We start from the raw sequence: 19,136 nt of genomic DNA, 5'->3' as shown, positions 1-19,136 counted from the left end.
TCCTAAGGTAAGTCAATGGACCTACCATCGATACGTTGTTAACTATCGTCCCGCGCGAGGATGTATTCCTCGAGCAGCTTCTTCTCTTCTCCAGAAAGCGAGCGGCTTTCCAGAAGATCGGCGCGTCGTTCATAGGTCCGACCAAGGGACTGCTGTAAACGCCAACGCCGGATGTGTGCGTGATTGCCACTTAGCAATACGTCGGGAACACGCTGATCCGCATACACCTCCGGTCGGGTGTAGTGCGGGCAATCCAGCAAACCATCCGTGAAGGAATCTTCCTCCGCAGAGTCCACATGCCCTAAAGCTCCAGGCAGCAGTCGTGTAACCGCATCTATCAGGACCATCGCCGGCAGCTCGCCACCGGACAGGACATAGTCCCCAATCGACCACTCTTCATCGACATGAGCTTCAATAAAACGCTCGTCAATGCCTTCATAGCGACCGGCAATCAGGATCAGTGCTTCCTCATTCGCCAGTTCGCGGACCCCAGCCTGTTTCAGCTGACGGCCTTGAGGGGACAGGTAAATCACCTTCGCCTTCTCCCCGGCGGCGGCCTTGGCCTGAACCAATGCGTCTTCCAGGGGCTTGATCTTCATCACCATGCCCGGGCCACCGCCAAATGGGCGATCGTCCACAGTGTGATGTCGATCCGTCGTGTAGTCTCGCGGGTTCCAACAGGTGAGCTGCAACAGCCCCTGTTTCACCGCCCGACTGGTGATGCCGTACTCGCTGATGGCGGAAAACATCTCGGGAAACAAACTGATCACTTCAATGCGCAAATTAGCCACGCTTAGAAGTCCGCGTCCCATTCCACCTTCATCTCGCCCGCTGCCAGGTCGACGGCCAACACACATTGCTCGGTATACGGCAACAGGCGTTCGCGATCATCCAGGCTGCCAGCGCAAGGCTTGACCACCATTACATCATTGGCGCCGGTTTCCAGAAGATGATCGATTTTCCCGAACAGTTGCCCGAGTTGATCAATAACCTTCAGACCTTCCAGCTGGTACCAGTAGTACTCGCCGTCGGTCAATTCAGGGAACAGGTTGCGCGGCACGCAGATCTCATAACCGGCCAGAAGACGAGCTTCTTCACGATCATCAAGACCCTTGAGCTTTGCGACCAGGAACTTGTCGCTCCCGCGTCCACTGACCAGCTCGACCTGTTTCACACTACCCTCGCGCTTGAGCGTCCAGGTTTTGTACTGCAACAGGTTTTCAGTCGGATCAGTAAAGGAATACACCTTCACTTCGCCGCGAACGCCATGAACCGAGTAAATCTTGCCGATAACGATCAAATCATCAGCAACAGCTGGCGTCGCGTTCATATTGCTCAGGCTGCGGCCTTAGCCGAGTCCTTCAACAGTTTTGCAACGCGCTCGGATGGCTGTGCACCCACGCTCAGCCAGTAGGCTACGCGCTCTTGGTTCACGGACAGACGAACTTCTTGACCACGAGCAACAGGGTTGAAGAAACCAACCTGTTCCTTGTGCGAACCGTCGCGCGGGTTGCGGCTGTCGGTTACGGTCAAGTGGTAAAACGGGCGCTTTTTGGAGCCGCCAAGGGCAAGACGGATTGTTAGCATGTGAACATCGTTCCTGTAGTCGGTGCTGCAAATCTAAATGCACAGCGGGCATAGGTGCCCGAAAGGCCGCATATTCTAAGGAATATCCGGACTTTTGCAAATGTCTTTTTCCGGCGCCTATCAGCGTGCCATCCAGATTTGCTATAGAGCCGTCGGTTAAAACGGCGAGTCAGCGCCCGCCAACGGCGGGTTTGCTGGAGATCCCACATCCCTGTGGGTCGGAGCAGGAGCTGGGCTCCCGCTCGAATTCTTTACATCTTGGGCATGCCACCGCCGGGCAACATACCGCCCATGCCGCGCATCATCTTGGCCATACCGCCCTTGGCGGAGAATTTCTTCATCATCTTCTGCATCTGCTTGTGCTGCTTGATCAAGCGACCGATGTCCTGCACCTGGGTGCCGGAACCCATGGCGATCCGACGCTTGCGCGAACCGCTGATCAGTTCAGGGTCGCGGCGCTCGGCCGGGGTCATGGAGTTGATGATGGCTTCCATCTGCTTGAACTGCTTCTCTGCCGCGCCCTGGGCATTGCCCATCTGCGCCAGGTTCACACCGCCGATGTTCGGCAGCTTGTCCATCAGGCCGCCGAGGCCGCCCATGTTCTTCATCTGTTGCAGCTGGTCGCGGAAGTCTTCGAGGTCGAAGCCCTTGCCCTTCTTCAGCTTCTTGGCCAGCTTGTCGGCCTTGTCCTTGTCGAGGGTGGCTTCGGCCTGTTCGATCAGGCTGAGCACATCTCCCATGCCGAGGATGCGCGAGGCAATACGCTCCGGGTGGAACGGCTCGAGCGCTTCGCTCTTCTCGCCCATACCGATGAACTTGATCGGCTTACCGGTGATGGCACGCACCGACAGCGCGGCACCGCCACGGGCGTCGCCGTCGACCTTGGTGAGGATCACGCCGGTCAGCGGCAGTGCGTCGCCGAAGGCCTTGGCGGTGTTCGCCGCGTCCTGGCCGGTCATGGCGTCGACCACGAACAGGGTCTCGACCGGGTTGATCGCGGCATGCAGCGCCTTGATCTCGCCCATCATCTCTTCATCGATGTGCAGGCGACCGGCGGTATCGACGATGACCACGTCGATGAACTTGAGCTTGGCTTCTTTAATGGCGGCGTTGGCGATGTCGACCGGCTTCTGGCTCAGGTCGGACGGGAAGAAGGTCACACCCACTTCGCCTGCGAGCATTTCCAGCTGCTTGATGGCCGCCGGACGGTACACGTCGGCCGACACCACCATCACAGACTTCTTCTTGCGCTCTTTAAGGAAGCGCGCCAGCTTGCCGGCGGTGGTGGTCTTGCCCGCACCTTGCAGACCCGCCATCAGGACGACGGCCGGCGGCACGGCGCTGAGGTTCAGGTCTTCGTTGGCCGCGCCCATCAGGCTTTCGAGTTCGGCCTGGACGATCTTCACAAACGCCTGGCCCGGGGTCAGGCTGCGGGACACTTCGGTGCCCACCGCGCGCTCTTTGACCGAGTTGACGAAGTCCTTCACCACCGGCAAGGCCACGTCGGCTTCCAGCAACGCCATGCGCACTTCACGCAGGGTATCTTTAATATTGTCCTCGGTCAGCTTGGCCTTGCCGGTAACGTGGCGCAGCGTCTGCGAGAGACGGTCAGTCAGATTTTCAAACATGCGCGATCCTTTCAGGCCCTATTCATAGACCGAGGTAATGGCGGCCCAGGCTGTGGTAAATCGCTATTAAAAACAGCGCTCGGCGAGCCTGCGGCGTGGGCAGGTCGCGGATTATAGCGAAGACTGCGTCCATGCACACCCGCTGTCTGGCCCGGGAGTCTTTCGTGTTGCGCGGGGGTATGCCAAACTCAGCGCCTTTCGGGCTTGCCTAACAGGATTTATGCTCCCTTTGTCACCCAGTTTGCTACCCAGCCTCGCCGCCGCCATCTTGTACGCCGCTGCGACCGTCTATCAGGGCACTCGTCTGGCCCAGGGCACCAAGGCGGACAAACGCCTGTTGGTAGGCCTTGGCGTCCTCGCCTTGCTCGCCCATGCCGCGAGCCTGTTCACGCACTTGATGACGCCGGTCGGCCTGGCCCTGGACTTTTTCAGCGCCGCCAGCCTGATCGCCGCAGCCGTTATCGCGCTGACACTGATGGCCTGCTACCGGATCCCGGTCGAGAACCTGCTGGTACTGCTCTTCCCGCTGGGCATGCTGACGGTGCTGCTGGCGCAATTCGCGCCTACCGGTACGGTGCCGGTGATCGATGAAGAGCCAGGCATCCTCGCCCACATCCTGCTGTCGATCCTGGCCTATGGCATGTTCACCATCGCAGTGTTCCAGGCCTTGCTCCTGCTGCTGCAGGACCACCAGCTCAAGCACAAGCACCCGTCCGGGCTGATCAAGAACTTCCCGCCGCTGCAAACCATGGAAAGCCTGCTGTTCGGCTTCCTGTGGGCCGGCTGGACCTTGCTCTCGCTGTCGCTGATCTCCGGCTGGCTGTTCTTCGAAAACCTGTTCGCCCAGCACCTGGTGCACAAGACCCTGCTGGCCTGCCTGGCCTGGATCGTGTTCAGCGTCCTGCTGTGGGGCCGCAACCGCCTCGGCTGGCGCGGGCACAAGGCGATCCGCTGGACCCTGGCCGGTTTCTGCCTGCTGATGCTGGCCTATTTCGGCAGCAAGCTGGTTCGCGAATACATCCTGCATATCTGACGGGCGGCGATCATGGACAACTTGCCCCTGGAGCCGATGCTCGCGGTAATCGCCCTGCTGGTGTTATGGGCCGCGCTGTTTACTGCCATCGAAGCCGCCCAGCAACACTTGCTGGCCCTGCGCCCCGGTACACGCCAGGGCGACAAGGCGGCCACCCGCCTGAGCTTTCCGCGTAACAGCCTGATCCTGTGCAACAGCCTGTGTCGCGCCGCCGTGGTCATCCTGTGCACGCTGCTGGCCATATACGCCTGGGCGCAGAACGGGCCGTGGCTCGGCTGGCTGATCTCCTGCGCGATCCTGTTGATCCTGGCCGACTACCTGCCCCGCGCCCTGGCCACCCGCTATCCGCAAGCGGTACTGGGCTTCGGCAATACGCTGCTGGGCGTGCCACTGAAAATCGTCTACCCCCTGGCCTGGCTGCTCAATGGTATCAGTCTGTTGCTGCTGCGCCCGTTCGCGCGCAAGACCGGCGTGGTGAAGAAGAGCGACGAACCGCTGCCTGACCATGATGACGAACCCGAACCCGAGATCGCCGAAGGCCGTACCCCCGGCATGCCGGGCATCCACGCTCTGGACAACATCACCGTCAACGACATCCTGGTGCCCCGCAGCGAAGTGGACGGCATCAACCTGGATGACTCGATCGAGGAGATCATCGAGCAGCTGCGCACCTCCCAGCGCACGCGCCTGCCGGTGTTCCACAGTGATATCAACCAGGTCGAAGCCGTGCTCAACACGCGGCAGATCCAGCACCTGTTGCCCGACGCGAGCCTGACCAAAGAGGCGTTGCTCGCGGCCTGCCACGAGCCCTACTTCGTCCCGGAAAGCACTCCGCTGCAACTGCAACTGCTGAATTTCCACAAACAGCAGCGTCGCCTGGGCATGGTGGTGGATGAATACGGCGAAGTACTCGGCATCGTGACCCTGGAAGATATCCTCGAAGAAATCGTCGGTGAATTCGAAAGCGAACAGAGTGCGGACAACCCGCATATCGAAGCGCAACCGGATGGCCGCTACATCATCGACGGCGCCGCCTCGATCCGCGAATTGAACAAGAGCCTGAACTGGCACCTGCCCAGCGACGGCCCCAAGACGCTCAACGGCCTGGTCACCGAGGCGCTGGAGACCATTCCGGATTGCGCGGTGTGCCTGAAAATAGGCCGCTACCGCCTGGAAATCCTCGAGACCGAGGACAACCGGGTGAGCAAGGTGCTGATCTGGCATACCAGCCGGATGCCGGTCGCCGCTTAGTTCCCAGACAAAACACAACCACATAATGTGGGAGGGGCTTGCCCTTCCCACATTTTGACTTGTTGTGTGTTCAAACCCCTTCCTATAATCGGGGCGGCTTACCAGAGCCCCGCCCGACCGCGTGCTACCCGCACTGAACGCGTCCAGGCACCGCTTTACAGTGTCTGACCGGTGTTCGCTCCCATCCCGAGCCGCCCCGCGCACAACCCTGATCCATGGGTGTTCGACCAATAATAATCCGCGTCCAAACGCGCACTGACCGTCAGGGATATCGCCATGAGCACCACCTACAACGAGGCCGCACCTGCTGCCGCCCCGACCAACTCGACTGCACGGGTCGCCACGGCGAGCATCGTCGGCACCGCCATCGAGTTCTACGACTTCTATATCTACGCCACGGCTGCTGCGCTGGTGATCGGCCCGGTGTTCTTCCCGCAGACCTCCGGCACCGCGCAGATGCTGGCGTCATTCCTGACCTTCGGTATCGCCTTCATCGCCCGCCCACTGGGGTCGGCGCTGTTCGGCCACTTTGGCGACCGTATCGGTCGCAAATCGACCCTGGTGGCCTCGCTGCTGCTGATGGGCGTGTGCACCACGCTGATCGGCTTGCTGCCCGGTTATGACAGCATCGGCGCCTGGGCGCCGATCCTGTTGTGCGTACTGCGTTTCGGCCAGGGCCTGGGCCTGGGCGGCGAATGGGGCGGCGCGGCGCTGTTGGCGACCGAGAATGCGCCCAAGGGCAAACGCGCCTGGTTCGGCATGTTCCCGCAACTCGGCCCTTCGATCGGATTCCTGGCAGCCAACGGCTTGTTCCTGATCCTGGCCATGAGTCTCAGCGATGAGCAATTCCGCAGTTGGGGCTGGCGCATCCCGTTCATCCTCAGCGCGGCGCTGGTGATGGTAGGCCTGTACGCGCGGCTGAAGCTGCACGAAACGCCGGTGTTCGCCAACGCCGTCGCCCAGCACGCGCCGGTCAAAGTGCCGTTGGTGGAGCTGCTCAGCCAGCACTGGCTGCCGGTGTTGCTGGGCGCTGCGTCGATGGTGGTGTGCTACGCGCTGTTCTATATCACCACGGCGTTTTCCCTGAGCTATGGCGTGTCGACCTTGGGCTACAGCCGTGAAACCTTCCTCGGCCTGCTGTGCTTCGCGGTACTGTTCATGGGCTTGGCAACGCCGCTGGCGGCGCTGGCCAGTGATCGTTATGGGCGTAAGCCGGTGCTGATCGCTGGTGCAGTCCTGGCGATTCTGTCGGGCTTTACCATGGAGCCATTGCTGACCCACGGTTCGACCTGGGCGGTGGCGCTGTTCCTGGCGCTGGAGCTGTTCCTGATGGGCGTGACGTTCGCCCCGATGGGCGCGCTGCTGCCGGAACTGTTCCCGACCCGCGTGCGTTATACCGGCGCTTCGGCGGCGTATAACCTGGGTGGGATTGTCGGGGCATCCGCCGCGCCGTTCTTCGCGACCAAGCTGGTGGCGATGGGTGGGCTGAGTTATGTCGGTGGGTATGTGTCGGCGGCGGCGTTGCTCAGCCTGATTGCGGTGCTGTGCCTGAAAGAGACGCGGGATAATGATTTGAATCGCGTGGGCTGATAGACCGCTATCGGGGGCAAGCCCCCTCCCACATTTGAATGTATTCACAAATCTAACTCTGTGAACTGGATCAAGTGTGGGAGGGGGGCTTGCCCCCGATGCTTTTAGAGCTCTACCACCACTGCCAGGGAAGCCCGGGTCGCCTTGGTACGGGCCGCTTCAATCGACTCATCCCGCGCCAACGCCACGCCCATGCGGCGCTGGCCATTCACTTCGGGCTTGCCGAACAGGCGCAGCGCGGTATCAGGTTCGCTCAACGCGGCGCCCAGGTTGGCGAACGCCGTCTGGGTCGACTGCCCTTCCACCAGGATCACCGCCGAGGCCGAAGGCCCGAACTGACGGATCAACGGGATCGGCAGGCCCAGGATGGCGCGCGCGTGCAGCGCAAACTGCGACAGGTCCTGGGAAATCAGGGTCACCAAACCGGTGTCATGCGGGCGCGGCGACACTTCGCTGAACCACACCTGATCCCCCTTGATGAACAACTCCACGCCAAACAGGCCACGGCCACCCAGGGCCTCGGTCACCGCCTTGGCAACGCGCTCGGATTCCGCCAGGGCAATCGGACTCATGGCCTGTGGCTGCCAGGATTCCTGGTAGTCGCCCTTCTCCTGACGATGGCCGACGGGCGCGCAGAAGGTGGTGCCGCCGATGTGACGCACGGTCAGCAGGGTGATTTCGTAATCGAAGTCGATAAAGCCTTCGATGATCACACGGCCTTTACCTGCACGGCCGCCTTCCTGGGCGTAGTCCCAGGCTTTCTGCACGTCCTCGACGCTGCGCAGCAGGCTCTGGCCCTTGCCCGACGAACTCATCACCGGCTTGACCACGCACGGGAAGCCCAGGTCCTGCACGGCCTTGCTGTAGTCTTCGAAGGTATCGGCGAAGTGGTACGGCGAGGTTGGCAGGTCCAACTCTTCGGCGGCCAGGCGGCGGATGCCTTCGCGGTTCATGGTCAGCGAGGTGGCGCGTGCGGTCGGGATCACGGTGAAGCCTTCGGCTTCCAGTTCCACCAGGGTGGCGGTCGCGATGGCTTCGATTTCCGGCACGATGAAGTGCGGCTTTTCCGCCTCGATCACCGCTCGCAGGGCGGCGCCGTCGAGCATGTTGATCACGTGGCTACGGTGCGCAACCTGCATGGCCGGCGCGTTGGCGTAGCGATCCACGGCAATCACTTCAACGCCCAGGCGTTGCAGCTCGATTACCACTTCCTTGCCCAGCTCACCGCAGCCACACAGCAAAACGCGGGTCGCGGTTGGCGACAATGGAGTTCCGATTCGGGTCATCTCAGGTCCTCAGGGGAGCGGATCATTGGGAGAAAGGCCGGCATTTTACATGAACTGCAGGAATTGGCCTCAGTTGGCGACAGCCCGCTTGCGGATGCGCCAGGCCATGATCAGCCACACCACCGTGACCCCGGCGAACTTCGACGCCAGTGCAGTACCCACTACCGCCGGCGTGAGCGCGCCGATCAGGCCGAAGAAGATAAAGGTGTCGAGGGGAATGCTCAGCGCCGAACTGATCCACAGGCGGTCGTGCAGCGGACGCTTGGTGATGCTGAACACCAGCCAGTCGATGCACTCGGACACCGCGAACGCGGTGGCGCTGGCCAGGGCGATGGCCGGGTCGGACGTGACATACGACAGCACCAGCGCGGCCAGCATGGCGATGATTGCGCCATGGCCGAAGCGGGTTTGCACCATGTCGCGCAGGATAAAGACCAGGCCACCCCAGGCGGACCAGATGACATCCAGGTGCGGGGCGGTGGAGAAGGCGAAGTTGATCAGCACGACGCTGCTGATGTAGGCGATCAGGAAGAGCATGGGGATGGACCTGTGAACAAGGGGCACAGGGTACTTCACATTTTGAAATATGTCGTCTGGGATGGCCCTATCGGGGGCAAGCCCCCTCCCACATTTTGACTGCATTCCTACAGACTGAACGCGGCCAACTGTGGGAGGGGGCTTGCCCCCGATAGCGTTGGTTCAGGCGCCGGATTTATTAGAGGCCATAAACACCAATCCACTCGCCACCGCCCGCTCATGACACAACCCCAGCACCACCCGGCGCTCGGCGTTATCCATGCGGCTCCAACGCGTTATCTCATCCACCGTACGCTGGCAGCCGGTGCAAATATCGTCATCGTCCAGCGCGCAAATGCTCACGCACGGCGACGCAACGGGGCGTTCAATCGGATTCATTCTTCCTGCTCGACCAGATCCCGCGCATAACGCTGTGCGTTGTGCACATAGTGCGCGGCGCTGGCTTCGAGCATGCGTTTCTGCGCGTCGGTCAGTTCACGCACCACCTTGCCCGGCGAGCCCATCACCAGCGAACCATCGGGGATTTCCTTGCCTTCGCCGATCAGCGAATTGGCGCCGATGATGCAGTGCTTGCCGATCTTGGCGCCGTTGAGGATCACCGCATTGATGCCGATCAGGCTGTAATCGTCCACCGTGCAGCCGTGCAACATGGCGTTATGCCCAATGGTCACGCCGGTGCCCAGGGTCAACGGGTAGCCCATGTCGGTGTGCATCACGCTGCCATCCTGCACGTTGCTGTTCTTGCCGATCAGGATCAGTTCGTTGTCACCGCGCAACACCGCGTTGAACCACACGTTGGCGCCCTCCTCCAGCTTGACCTTGCCCACCAGCGTGGCATTGGGTGCCACCCAGCTCTGTGGATGAGTCTCGACGCGGGCGTCGCCCAGGCGGTATTTCATGGTTTTTCCTCACGGCGTTGCCATTCAAAGCGATGGCTCAAGTATTGATGAAGCTCTTGGGTGGCTGGTGCAGGCTGATCTTGGCATCGTCATAGAGCAGATTGATCAGCTCGACGATCATGATGGCCGTCAGCCCCCAGATCTTGTATTCGCCAAACCGATAGCTGGGCACGTACCAACTGCGGCCCTGGTAATCGATCCGGTGGGTATGTTCGCGTGGGTCTTGTCGGAAGAAGTCCAAGGGCACGCTGAAAACCGCGGCAATCTCGGCATCGTTGGCCAAGTACTCGACGTAATCGGGGATCACGCCGACATACGGCGTGACCCGAATGCCATGCAGGGAGATCAAGGGGCTCAGCGGGCCGATCACTTCGACCAGCCCGGGCGGCAGGCCGATTTCTTCTTCGGCCTCGCGCAGCGCGGTGAAGATCAGGTCCGGGTCTTCGGGGTCGCGCCGCCCGCCCGGAAAGGCCACTTCGCCACCATGGGTCGACAGGCCACTGGCGCGCAGGGTCAGGATCAGCTCAGGTTCGTCACTGCGGGTAATCGGCACCAGCACCGCAGCCTCGGGGAAACGCCCGTCGGTTTCAAGCGTGTGGGGGGTGTGGTTGCTTACCCGGCGAAGTAGCTCGTCCAGCATGAGTCATCTCGGTCTGTTGGCTACCTTGCATCATGCACCAAAGCTCGCGGGTGCCCAACCCCAAAACCCGCCCGGTGTCGCTAAACGACAACTTGTTGCAGCGCCCTGCCCGTCACGCCAAGATAGACGCACTTTCCAGGAACCCCAGCATGAATTTCTGCAGCCAGTGCGGTAAACCGGTTACCCAACGCATCCCCGAAGGCGACGGCCGCCTGCGCTTTGTGTGTGATCACTGCTCGACCATCCACTACCAGAACCCCAATATCGTCGCCGGCACCGTGCCGGTATGGGGCGATAAAGTGCTGCTGTGCCGCCGCGCCATCGAGCCGCGCCTGGGCTACTGGACGCTGCCCGCCGGCTTCATGGAAAACGGCGAGACCGTGGAACAGGCCGCCATGCGCGAAACCCTGGAAGAAGCCTGCGCCCGCGTGCACAACCTGAGCATCTACACCCTGATCGACGTGCCGCATATCAATCAGGTGCATATTTTCTACCGCGCCGACCTGCTTGACCTGGACTTCGCCGCCGGCCCCGAAAGCCTGGAAGTGCAGTTGTTCGACGAAGCCGACATCCCTTGGTCCGAGCTGGCGTTCCGCACGGTCGGGCGTACCCTCGAATACTTTTTTGCTGACCGTCGGCAGCAGGCCTTCCCGGTGCGCAGCGAGGCTGTAGAGCCGCGGGTGTTGCCCGCTCCATGACTAGGGATACCGTTTTAATGCGTTGGCTGCTTGCCCTTATCTGCCTGTCGTTCGCGACCCTGTCATCCGCCTCGACCGTGGAAACCCTGGGCGGCAAGACCGTCGAAAAGGTCCTGGTGCTCAAGTCCGCCCATCAGTTGCAGTTGATCAACGACGGCAAGCCGCTCAAGACCTACCGCATTTCCCTGGGCAAGAACCCCAAGGGCCACAAGCTGATCGAGGGTGACCGCCGCACGCCAGAGGGCCTGTACTGGATCGACTGGCGCAAGACCAGCGACCGCTTCAACCTGGCCATGCACATCTCCTACCCCAATATCAGCGACGCCGCCCGCGCCCGCCGCGAAGGCGTGAAGCCCGGCAGCATGATCATGATCCACGGCACGCCCGACAGCGAAGAGTACCCGGAGCAGTGGTTCCATACCCTGGACTGGACCGACGGCTGCATCGGCATGCGCAACGTGGACATGCGCGAAGTGTGGAACCTGGTCAAGGACGGCACCCTGATCGAGATTCGTCCGTAATCTCGTACCGTTCGTAAAATAATTCGAAAAAAATCCCGCCCCCCCTCTGTGCCCGCCGGTGAATACCAGTTCACCCCTGCGGGCTGCGCCGTTCTGTGCGCGATAAAGACCTCTCTAATACCACTTCATACCAGGCCTCATTGTGGAGCCTTTAAACCGCTGCTTGCACCGTTTTAGCTGCATTGACATGGTATTTAAGTGGTATTAATTTCCGGCCAATACCGGGCGACAACACTCCAATAACCGCATCGGAAACCTGACAGATGAACCCCATCCTGGCCCTGCGCCCCGACGATAAACAATCCACGCCGCTGTACCTGCAATTGGCGCGCAAACTGGAAGCAGCGATCCATGCCGGCCAGTGGACCTCCGAACAGGCCCTGCCCTCGGAGCGCGTCCTCAGCGAGCAATTGAGCATCTCGCGAGTCACCGCTCGCAAGGCGCTGGAAGTGTTGTTTGCCCAAGGGCTGATCCGCCGTAATCAAGGCTCCGGCACCTATATATCGCCACGCTTGGAACAGCCGCTGTCGCGCCTTTCGGGGTTCAGCGAGATGCTGCGGCTCAAGGGTTTCGTGCCCAGCTCCCAATGGCTGGAACGAGAACTGACCCAGCCGACCCACGAAGAGATGATCCGCCTGGGCCTTTCGCCCGCCGATAAAGTGGCACGCCTCAAACGCTTGCGTAAGGCGGATGACACGGTGATGGCGATTGAAATGAGCACCCTGCCCGCCTCGGTACTGCCGCACCCGCAAGGCATTGGCAATTCGCTGTACGAATACCTCGAAAGCATCGGCAAACCCATCGTGCGCGCCCTGCAGCATGTGCAGGCGATCAACGCTTCCGACGAGTTCGCCGCGCTGGTGGGCATCGCCCCCGGCACCGCGATGCTGCTGATGACCCGGGTCGGCTACACCGCCGACAACACACCGATCGAAATCACCGACACCTACTGCCGCAACGACTACTACGACTTCGTCGCAGAGCTGCGCCGCCATGACTACTCCGCTGAACTGCGACTCTAGAGAACTGCCCATGTCCGAAGACAACATCCTCACGCCCAGCGGCTGGATTCGCGGCCGCCTGGTGCATCAGCACGGCAAGGTGATCGCCATCGAAGGCACCCCTTGCGACCCGACTGACAACGACCTGCCCTACCTGCTGCCGGGTTTTATCGACCTGCACGTCCACGGCGGCGGTGGCAAGGACATCATGGAAGGCAGCGATGCCTTCGAGACCATCACCCGCACCCACGTGCGTTTCGGTACGACTTCTCTGCTGGCTACGACCATGACTGCGCCGGTGGATGAAATCTCAAGCGTACTCGGCCAGCTCGGCACCTTCTGCGAACGGCGTCCGACGGGCAGCGCCCGCGTACTGGGTGTGCACCTGGAAGGGCCTTACATCAATCCGGGAAAACTCGGCGCCCAACCCAACTTTGCCCACACCGCCTTGATGGCCGAAGTGGAAGCCTATCTGCGCCTGGCGCCGATCCGCGTGATCACCATCGCCCCGGAAATCGCCGGGCATGACGGCCTGATCCGCGCCCTCAGCGAACGCGGCGTGCGCATGCAGATCGGCCATACCCTGGGCAGCTATGAAGAAGGCGTCGCCGCCCTCGCTGCCGGCGCCACCAGCTTCACCCATTTGTACAACGCCATGAGCCCGCTGCATCACCGCGAGCCCGGCATCGTCGGCGCCGCACTGGCCCACGCCAAGTACGCCGAATTGATCCCGGATTTGCTGCATGTGCACCCCGGCGCCATGCGCGTGGCGCTGCGTTCGATCCCATGCCTGTACTGCGTCACCGACTCCACTGCCGCCGCCGGCATGCCCGATGGCGAATACAAGCTGGGCAGCCACACCGTGACCAAATGCCTGGGCGGCGTACGCCTGGCCGACGGCACCCTGGCCGGCAGCACGCTGACCATGGACCAGGCGCTGCGCAACCTGGTGAAGATCGGCCTGCCCATCAGCGAAGCCTCACAACGCCTGTCGCAATTTCCTGCGGACTACCTGGGCCTGGAAGAACGCGGTCGCCTGCAACCCGGCAGTTTCGCCGACTGCGTGCGCCTGGACCGCACCCTGACACTCACCGACGTAATGGTCGAAGGAGAAACCATTGACTTCAAAAATGCTTGAAGAGGCCCTGGCCTCCTGCGACGCCGTGTCGGCGCAATTGCAACGCCTGGACCCACTGCTGGAAGAAGTCGCCGGCCGCCTGCGCCGCCAGCCGCCGCAAGTGGCGATGACCATCGCCCGCGGCAGCTCGGATCACGCCGCCAGCTACTTCGCCTACCTGGCCATGCAGCACGTGGGCATCCCGGTGGCGTCGTTGCCAATGTCGGTGGTGACCCTGCTGCAAGCCCCGTTGAAAGTCAGCGGCCAAGTGGCGTTCGGTTTCTCGCAGTCGGGGCAAAGCCCGGACCTGGTCAACAGCTTGCGCCTGCTGCGCAAACGCGGCGCCCTGAGCATTTCGCTGGTCAACGCTGAAGACTCACCGCTGGAAGCCGCCTGCGAATTCCACGTGCCGCTCTGCGCCGGGCCGGAGCAAAGCGTCGCCGCCACCAAAAGTTTTATCGCCACACTGAGTGCCAGCGCGCTGCTGATCGGCCACTGGAACCAGGAAGCCGACTTGCTGCAAGCCTGCCGCGCCTTGCCGGACGAACTGCGTGCCGCCGCCAGGCAGGACTGGACGGTCGCCATCGACGCCCTGCGCGACTGCCAGCAACTGATGGTAATCGGTCGAGGCGCCGGTTTTGCCATCGCTCAGGAAGCGGCGCTCAAGCTCAAGGAAACCTCGGCGATCCAGGCCGAAGCCTTCAGCAGCGCCGAGGTGCGTCACGGGCCGATGGCACTGATTGGCGACAACTATCCCCTGCTGGTCTTCGCCCCGCGTGGCGCCGAGCAAGCCGGCCTGCTGAGCCTGGCCGCCGACATGCGTCAACGCGGCGCCCGCGTATTGCTGGCTGCACCGGACGATATCGCCGAGCGTGACCTGACCCTGAGCCGCGCCGAACATCCGACCCTGGACCCGATCCTGGCGATCCAGAGTTTCTACGTGATGGCGGCAGGTTTGGCCGAAGCCCGGGGCATGGACCCGGACCAGCCGCGTCACCTGAGCAAAGTTACCCGCACTCACTGAGTCGCGTTTTCCTGATGAGTACCGTGCCCATGTCCAACAACAATAATGACCTGACCCTCAGCGCCCCCCTCAGCGGACCGGTGCTGGCCTTGGGCAACGTTCCCGACGAAGTGTTCGCCAGCGGCGCCATGGGCGACGGCATTGCCATCGACCCGTTGAATGACTGCCTGCATGCACCCTGTGACGGCGTGATCATCCACGTCGCCCGCACCGGGCATGCGCTGACGATCCGCGCTGACAACGGTGCCGAGGTGTTGATGCATGTGGGCATCGATACGGTGGAACTGAACGGCGAAGGCTTCGCCTTGCTGGTGAAGGATGGCGCGCGGGTAAGCAAGGGCCAGGCGCTGGTGCAGTTTGAGCTGGACCGCATTGCACGCCAGTGCAAGAGCCTGGTCAGCCTGATCATCCTGACCAATGGCGAGCGCTTCGAGTTGCGCTCGGTGGCGGCTAGAACGGTCAAGGTCGGCGAGCCGTTGTTGCAGATCGTGGCGCGTTCGGCGGCGTCGGTTTCGACGCCTGTGGATAACTCGGCGGGTGAAGCCAGCGCCCGCGTACGCATCACCCATCGCGGTGGTTTACATGCCCGCCCGGCGGCGTTGGTGCGCAAGGCTGCGCAGGGTTTCAGCAGCCAGGCCTCGCTGCACTTTGGCAATAAAACCGCCTCGTGTGACAGCCTGATCGGTTTACTGGGCCTGGGTATCGGTGAAGGGGATGAGGTGCGTGTGAGCTGTCGCGGCAAGGATGCCGAAGCGGCGGTGCAGGCAGTGATCGCGGCCTTGTCAGCCGTCGTCAAGGAAGAACACCACACCCCGGTGGCAGCCGCGCCCCGTCGGGTCAATACCGAAGTGGGTGTGTTGCAAGGCGTGTGTGCCGCGCCGGGCCTGGTCTGCGGGCCATTGTTCCGCCTGACCGGTATCGAACTGCCGGCAGACACCGGCAAGCATGCTGCCGACGAGCAACTGCAACGCCTGGATGCCGCCCTGGAGCAGGTGCGCAGCGAAATACGCAGCACCCTGGATCATGCGCGCCAACGCAAGAACGTCGAGGAAGAAGACATATTCGCCGCCCACCTCGCCCTGCTGGAAGACCCGACCCTGCTGGACACCGCCACCGGCGCCATCGAGCACGGCAGTGCCGCCACCCATGCCTGGCGCGACGCGATCCAGGCGCAATGCGCCGTGTTACTGGCCCTGGGCAAACCGCTGTTTGCCGAACGCGCCAATGATCTGCGAGATTTGCAGCAACGGGTAATGCGCGCATTGCTGGGTGAAGCCTGGCACTTCGAATTGCCCGCAGGGGCGATTGTCAGCGCCCACGAACTCACCCCGTCCGACCTGCTGCAACTGAGCGCGCAAAATGCCGCAGGCATCTGCATGGCCGAAGGCGGTGCCACCTCCCATGTGGCTATTTTGGCCCGTGGTAAAGGCTTGCCCTGTGTGGTCGCGCTGGGCGCCGAAGTCCTCGATGTGCCCCAGGGCCAACGCGTGGTCCTCGACGCCGCCAACGGCCGCCTGGAACTGGCGCCCAGCGATGCACGCCACGCCGAAGTACACCAGATTCGCGATACGCAGAAACTGCGGCGCCAGCAACAACAGGCCCAAGCCCGGCAGCCGGCACGCACCGCCGATGGCGTGAGCATCGAAGTTGCCGCGAATGTTGCCTCCAGCGCCGAAGCCTTGGTGGCGTTTGAAAATGGCGCCGATGGCGTCGGCCTGCTGCGCACCGAGTTTCTCTTCGTCGACCGCCGCACCGCGCCGGACGAACAGGAACAACGCCAAGCCTACCAGGCCGTGCTGGATGCCATGGGCGACAAGTCGGTGATCATCCGCACCATCGACGTAGGTGGCGACAAGCAACTCGACTACCTGCCACTGCCGGTCGAGGCCAACCCGGTGCTGGGCCTGCGCGGTATCCGCATGGCCCAGGTACGCCCGGAACTGCTCGACCAGCAACTGCGGGCGCTGCTGCAAGTCAGCCCGCTGGAACGCTGCCGCATCCTGCTGCCGATGGTCAGCGAAGTGGATGAGTTGTTGCAGATTCGCCAGCGCCTGGACGAGTTGTGCGCCGAGCTGGAACTGACCCAGTGTCCCGAACTGGGCGTGATGATCGAAGTGCCCGCCGCCGCGCTGATGGCCGAGCAGTTGGCCAAACATGCCGACTTCCTGTCCATCGGCACCAATGACCTGTCCCAGTACACCCTGGCCATGGACCGCGACCACGCCGGCCTCGCCGCGCGCGTCGATGCGCTGCACCCGGCGCTGCTGCGGCTGATCGCCCAGACCTGCGCAGGCGCGGCGCAACACGGGCGCTGGGTTGGGGTCTGCGGCGCCCTCGCCTCCGACCCGCTGGCCACGCCGGTACTGGTCGGCCTGGGGGTCAGCGAGCTGTCGGTGAGCCCGCCGCAGATCGGAGAAATCAAGGACCGCGTCCGCCACCTGGACGCGGCGCAATGCCGGCAACTGAGCCAGGGCCTGCTCGACCTGAGCAGCGCCCAGGCCGTTCGCCAAGCCTGTCAATACCACTGGCCGCTGAGCTGACAACAACAAGAAAAAAGGAGACTCGCCATGTACCAACATTTCATCGAAGGCCTGCAACGCCTGGGCCGTGCACTGATGCTACCGATCGCGATCCTGCCGATCGCCGGCCTGTTGCTGCGCCTGGGCGACACCGATCTTTTGAACATCGCGGTGATGCACGACGCCGGGCAGGCGATCTTCGCCAACCTGGCGCTGATCTTCGCCATCGGCATCGCCGTGGGTTTCGCCCGCGACAACAACGGCACGGCGGGTTTGGCGGGTGCGATTGGCTACTTGGTGATGGTTTCCACGCTCAAGGTGATGGACACGTCCATCAACATGGGCATGCTTGCCGGTATCGCCAGCGGCCTGATGGCAGGCGGGCTGTATAACCGCTTCAAGGACATCAAGCTGCCGGAGTACCTCGCGTTCTTTGGTGGGCGACGGTTCGTGCCGATTGTCACGGGGTTTTCGGCGGTGGCGCTGGGCGTGATCTTTGGCCTGATCTGGCCGCCGATCCAGCACGGCATCAACAGCTTCGGTGTGCTGCTGATGGAAAGCGGCAGCCTGGGCGCGTTCGTGTTTGGCGTGTTCAACCGCCTGCTGATCGTCACCGGCCTGCACCATATCCTCAACAACATGGCGTGGTTCGTGTTCGGCACCTTTACCGACCCGGTGACCGGTGCCGTGGTGACCGGCGACCTGACCCGTTACTTTGCTGGCGACCCCAAAGGCGGCCAGTTCATGACCGGCATGTTCCCGGTGATGCTGTTCGGGCTGCCAGCGGCGTGTCTGGCGATGTACCGCAATGCGCTGCCGGAACGGCGCAAAGTGATGGGCGGGATTTTCCTGTCGATGGCGCTGACGTCGTTTCTGACCGGGGTGACCGAGCCGATTGAATTCGCCTTCATGTTCCTCGCGCCGTTTTTGTACCTGATCCATGCGGTGCTGACCGGCCTGTCGATGGCGGTCACCAATATGCTGAATATCCACCTGGGCTTTACCTTCTCCGGTGGGTTTATCGACATGGTGCTGGGCTGGGGCAAGTCCACCAATGGCTGGCTGGTGTTCCCGGTAGGCCTGGCGTATGCGCTGGTCTATTACAGCGTGTTCAGCTACTGCATTCGCCGGTTCAACCTGAAGACGCCGGGGCGTGAGGATATCCAGGTGGTGCAGGCTGAGGTGATGACAGATAACCAGCGCGCCACGGCCTACATCCAGGCCTTGGGCGGTGCACAGAATTTGCTGAGTGTCGGCGCCTGCACCACGCGCTTACGGTTGGACATGGTGGATCGCAACAAGGCGGTGGATGCGGAGTTGAAAGCGCTGGGTGCCATGGCGGTCGTCCGGCCAGGTAACGGCGGCAGTTTGCAGGTGGTGGTCGGGCCGATGGCAGACAGCATTGCCGATGAGATTCGCTTGGCCATGCCTTCGTTTGTTGCCAGTGTGCCCGTGCAACCGGCGCCTGTGGATAAGCCCGTAGCAGTGAATGTGCAAGAGGCTGAGAAATGGCTGAATGCCTTGGGTGGCCGAGGTAATGTTCGCCAGTTGGAAGCGGTGGCGATGACGCGGTTGCGAGTGGAGTTAGGGGATGACTCGGAGTTGTCTGAAGCTGACCTGACTGCTCTGGGTTGCCAGGGTGTGAGCCAGCTGGAAAGCGGTGTTTGGCATTTGTTGATTGGTGACAAAGCGTCGGGCTTGGGTGACGCTTTGGAGCGGTTGGTCAGCGGTCGCCAGATTGGGGCTGGGGCCTAACAAATCTTGGCCTGAACAGCCCCCATCGCGGGCAAGCCCGGCTCCCACAT

General features: G+C 62.2%; 19 protein-coding genes. 10 read left to right on the top strand and 9 right to left on the bottom strand.

Annotation, left to right across the window (positions count from 1 at the left end; translation table 11 throughout):
* Nucleotides 1-38: 38 nt before the first annotated feature.
* The 4 genes from trmD to ffh form a co-directional block, all read right to left on the bottom strand.
* Complete coding sequence (gene trmD, locus BM017_RS17775) at nucleotides 39-812, bottom strand: tRNA (guanosine(37)-N1)-methyltransferase TrmD (protein ID WP_016971933.1); 774 nt, start codon at nucleotides 810-812, stop codon at nucleotides 39-41.
* Nucleotides 794-1,330, bottom strand: a complete 537-nt coding sequence (gene rimM, locus BM017_RS17770) for a ribosome maturation factor RimM (RefSeq protein ID WP_053135622.1) — start codon at nucleotides 1,328-1,330, stop codon at nucleotides 794-796. The genes trmD and rimM overlap by 19 nt, the downstream gene beginning before the upstream one ends.
* Before the next feature lie 5 nt (nucleotides 1,331-1,335).
* The gene (gene rpsP, locus BM017_RS17765) at nucleotides 1,336-1,587 is read right to left on the bottom strand and encodes a 30S ribosomal protein S16 (protein WP_003175899.1); all 252 of its coding nucleotides are present in this window, start codon (nucleotides 1,585-1,587) and stop codon (nucleotides 1,336-1,338) included.
* Between the two features lie 251 nt (nucleotides 1,588-1,838).
* The gene (gene ffh, locus BM017_RS17760; RefSeq protein WP_003193965.1) at nucleotides 1,839-3,215 is read right to left on the bottom strand and encodes a signal recognition particle protein; all 1,377 of its coding nucleotides are present in this window, start codon (nucleotides 3,213-3,215) and stop codon (nucleotides 1,839-1,841) included.
* Nucleotides 3,216-3,435: 220 nt separating this feature from the next.
* On the opposite strand from ffh, the gene BM017_RS17755 reads away from it, so the two are divergent.
* From BM017_RS17755 to BM017_RS17745, 3 genes are all read left to right on the top strand, one after another.
* On the top strand, nucleotides 3,436-4,248 hold the full coding sequence (locus tag BM017_RS17755; RefSeq protein WP_071489286.1) for a cytochrome C assembly family protein: 813 nt from the start codon (nucleotides 3,436-3,438) through the stop codon (nucleotides 4,246-4,248).
* 12 nt (nucleotides 4,249-4,260) lie between these two features.
* A complete protein-coding gene (locus tag BM017_RS17750; protein WP_071489285.1) occupies nucleotides 4,261-5,499 on the top strand; it encodes a transporter associated domain-containing protein in 1,239 nt (412 codons plus the stop codon).
* A 276-nt stretch (nucleotides 5,500-5,775) separates the two neighbouring features.
* Nucleotides 5,776-7,089 (top strand): MFS transporter, encoded by a 1,314-nt coding sequence (locus BM017_RS17745; protein WP_092246737.1) that lies wholly within the window; start codon nucleotides 5,776-5,778, stop codon nucleotides 7,087-7,089.
* 104 nt (nucleotides 7,090-7,193) lie between these two features.
* Here BM017_RS17745 and purT read toward each other — a convergent pair whose 3' ends face one another.
* From purT to BM017_RS17720, 5 genes are all read right to left on the bottom strand, one after another.
* Complete coding sequence (gene purT, locus BM017_RS17740; protein WP_092246734.1) at nucleotides 7,194-8,375, bottom strand: formate-dependent phosphoribosylglycinamide formyltransferase; 1,182 nt, start codon at nucleotides 8,373-8,375, stop codon at nucleotides 7,194-7,196.
* A 69-nt stretch (nucleotides 8,376-8,444) separates the two neighbouring features.
* On the bottom strand, nucleotides 8,445-8,912 hold the full coding sequence (locus tag BM017_RS17735; RefSeq protein WP_032890779.1) for a VUT family protein: 468 nt from the start codon (nucleotides 8,910-8,912) through the stop codon (nucleotides 8,445-8,447).
* 162 nt (nucleotides 8,913-9,074) lie between these two features.
* Nucleotides 9,075-9,290 carry a DUF1289 domain-containing protein gene (locus tag BM017_RS17730; protein WP_071489283.1) on the bottom strand — a complete coding sequence of 72 codons (216 nt, stop codon included), beginning with the start codon at nucleotides 9,288-9,290 and terminating at the stop codon, nucleotides 9,075-9,077.
* Nucleotides 9,287-9,811 (bottom strand): gamma carbonic anhydrase family protein, encoded by a 525-nt coding sequence (locus BM017_RS17725; protein WP_071489282.1) that lies wholly within the window; start codon nucleotides 9,809-9,811, stop codon nucleotides 9,287-9,289. The genes BM017_RS17730 and BM017_RS17725 overlap by 4 nt, the downstream gene beginning before the upstream one ends.
* Nucleotides 9,812-9,848: 37 nt before the next feature.
* On the bottom strand, nucleotides 9,849-10,451 hold the full coding sequence (locus BM017_RS17720) for a CoA pyrophosphatase (RefSeq protein WP_071489281.1): 603 nt from the start codon (nucleotides 10,449-10,451) through the stop codon (nucleotides 9,849-9,851).
* A 149-nt stretch (nucleotides 10,452-10,600) separates the two neighbouring features.
* Here BM017_RS17720 and BM017_RS17715 point away from each other — a divergent pair, with 149 nt between their 5' ends.
* From BM017_RS17715 to nagE, 7 genes are all read left to right on the top strand, one after another.
* On the top strand, nucleotides 10,601-11,149 hold the full coding sequence (locus BM017_RS17715) for an NUDIX hydrolase (RefSeq protein WP_092246731.1): 549 nt from the start codon (nucleotides 10,601-10,603) through the stop codon (nucleotides 11,147-11,149).
* Nucleotides 11,150-11,166: 17 nt separating this feature from the next.
* Nucleotides 11,167-11,670, top strand: coding sequence for a L,D-transpeptidase family protein (locus tag BM017_RS17710; protein WP_071489279.1), 504 nt, complete (start codon nucleotides 11,167-11,169; stop codon nucleotides 11,668-11,670).
* Nucleotides 11,671-11,933: 263 nt separating this feature from the next.
* Nucleotides 11,934-12,692, top strand: coding sequence for a GntR family transcriptional regulator (locus BM017_RS17705; RefSeq protein WP_071489278.1), 759 nt, complete (start codon nucleotides 11,934-11,936; stop codon nucleotides 12,690-12,692).
* A 10-nt stretch (nucleotides 12,693-12,702) separates the two neighbouring features.
* Entirely contained in the window at nucleotides 12,703-13,809 is a 1,107-nt protein-coding gene (nagA, locus tag BM017_RS17700; RefSeq protein WP_092246729.1) for an N-acetylglucosamine-6-phosphate deacetylase, read from the top strand.
* Complete coding sequence (locus tag BM017_RS17695; protein ID WP_092246726.1) at nucleotides 13,790-14,812, top strand: SIS domain-containing protein; 1,023 nt, start codon at nucleotides 13,790-13,792, stop codon at nucleotides 14,810-14,812. The genes nagA and BM017_RS17695 overlap by 20 nt, the downstream gene beginning before the upstream one ends.
* Nucleotides 14,813-14,841: 29 nt before the next feature.
* Nucleotides 14,842-17,352 (top strand): phosphoenolpyruvate--protein phosphotransferase, encoded by a 2,511-nt coding sequence (gene ptsP, locus BM017_RS17690; protein WP_092246723.1) that lies wholly within the window; start codon nucleotides 14,842-14,844, stop codon nucleotides 17,350-17,352.
* 27 nt (nucleotides 17,353-17,379) lie between these two features.
* Entirely contained in the window at nucleotides 17,380-19,086 is a 1,707-nt protein-coding gene (gene nagE, locus BM017_RS17685; RefSeq protein WP_092246720.1) for an N-acetylglucosamine-specific PTS transporter subunit IIBC, read from the top strand.
* The last annotated feature ends 50 nt before the right edge of the window (nucleotides 19,087-19,136 follow it).

This window comes from Pseudomonas sp. NFPP04 (assembly GCF_900113815.1).
GTDB lineage: Bacteria > Pseudomonadota > Gammaproteobacteria > Pseudomonadales > Pseudomonadaceae > Aquipseudomonas > Aquipseudomonas extremorientalis.
Note: the sequence above shows the minus strand (reverse complement) of the source record. Positions and strands in the feature narration are given on the sequence as shown.

Excerpts from the sequence above, each read along its gene's own strand:
- ptsP (WP_092246723.1), top strand. The coding sequence starts at position 14,842 with ATGTCCAACAACAATAATGACCTGACCCTCAGCGCCCCCCTCAGCGGA.
- BM017_RS17725 (WP_071489282.1), bottom strand. The coding sequence starts at position 9,811 with ATGAAATACCGCCTGGGCGACGCCCGCGTCGAGACTCATCCACAGAGC.
- BM017_RS17720 (WP_071489281.1), bottom strand. The coding sequence starts at position 10,451 with ATGCTGGACGAGCTACTTCGCCGGGTAAGCAACCACACCCCCCACACG.
- BM017_RS17715 (WP_092246731.1), top strand. The coding sequence starts at position 10,601 with ATGAATTTCTGCAGCCAGTGCGGTAAACCGGTTACCCAACGCATCCCC.
- ffh (WP_003193965.1), bottom strand. The coding sequence starts at position 3,215 with ATGTTTGAAAATCTGACTGACCGTCTCTCGCAGACGCTGCGCCACGTT.
- purT (WP_092246734.1), bottom strand. The coding sequence starts at position 8,375 with ATGACCCGAATCGGAACTCCATTGTCGCCAACCGCGACCCGCGTTTTG.
- BM017_RS17735 (WP_032890779.1), bottom strand. The coding sequence starts at position 8,912 with ATGCTCTTCCTGATCGCCTACATCAGCAGCGTCGTGCTGATCAACTTC.
- BM017_RS17750 (WP_071489285.1), top strand. The coding sequence starts at position 4,261 with ATGGACAACTTGCCCCTGGAGCCGATGCTCGCGGTAATCGCCCTGCTG.
- BM017_RS17705 (WP_071489278.1), top strand. The coding sequence starts at position 11,934 with ATGAACCCCATCCTGGCCCTGCGCCCCGACGATAAACAATCCACGCCG.
- nagA (WP_092246729.1), top strand. The coding sequence starts at position 12,703 with ATGTCCGAAGACAACATCCTCACGCCCAGCGGCTGGATTCGCGGCCGC.
- BM017_RS17755 (WP_071489286.1), top strand. The coding sequence starts at position 3,436 with ATGCTCCCTTTGTCACCCAGTTTGCTACCCAGCCTCGCCGCCGCCATC.
- rpsP (WP_003175899.1), bottom strand. The coding sequence starts at position 1,587 with ATGCTAACAATCCGTCTTGCCCTTGGCGGCTCCAAAAAGCGCCCGTTT.
- BM017_RS17710 (WP_071489279.1), top strand. The coding sequence starts at position 11,167 with ATGCGTTGGCTGCTTGCCCTTATCTGCCTGTCGTTCGCGACCCTGTCA.
- trmD (WP_016971933.1), bottom strand. The coding sequence starts at position 812 with ATGGGACGCGGACTTCTAAGCGTGGCTAATTTGCGCATTGAAGTGATC.
- nagE (WP_092246720.1), top strand. The coding sequence starts at position 17,380 with ATGTACCAACATTTCATCGAAGGCCTGCAACGCCTGGGCCGTGCACTG.
- rimM (WP_053135622.1), bottom strand. The coding sequence starts at position 1,330 with ATGAACGCGACGCCAGCTGTTGCTGATGATTTGATCGTTATCGGCAAG.
- BM017_RS17745 (WP_092246737.1), top strand. The coding sequence starts at position 5,776 with ATGAGCACCACCTACAACGAGGCCGCACCTGCTGCCGCCCCGACCAAC.
- BM017_RS17730 (WP_071489283.1), bottom strand. The coding sequence starts at position 9,290 with ATGAATCCGATTGAACGCCCCGTTGCGTCGCCGTGCGTGAGCATTTGC.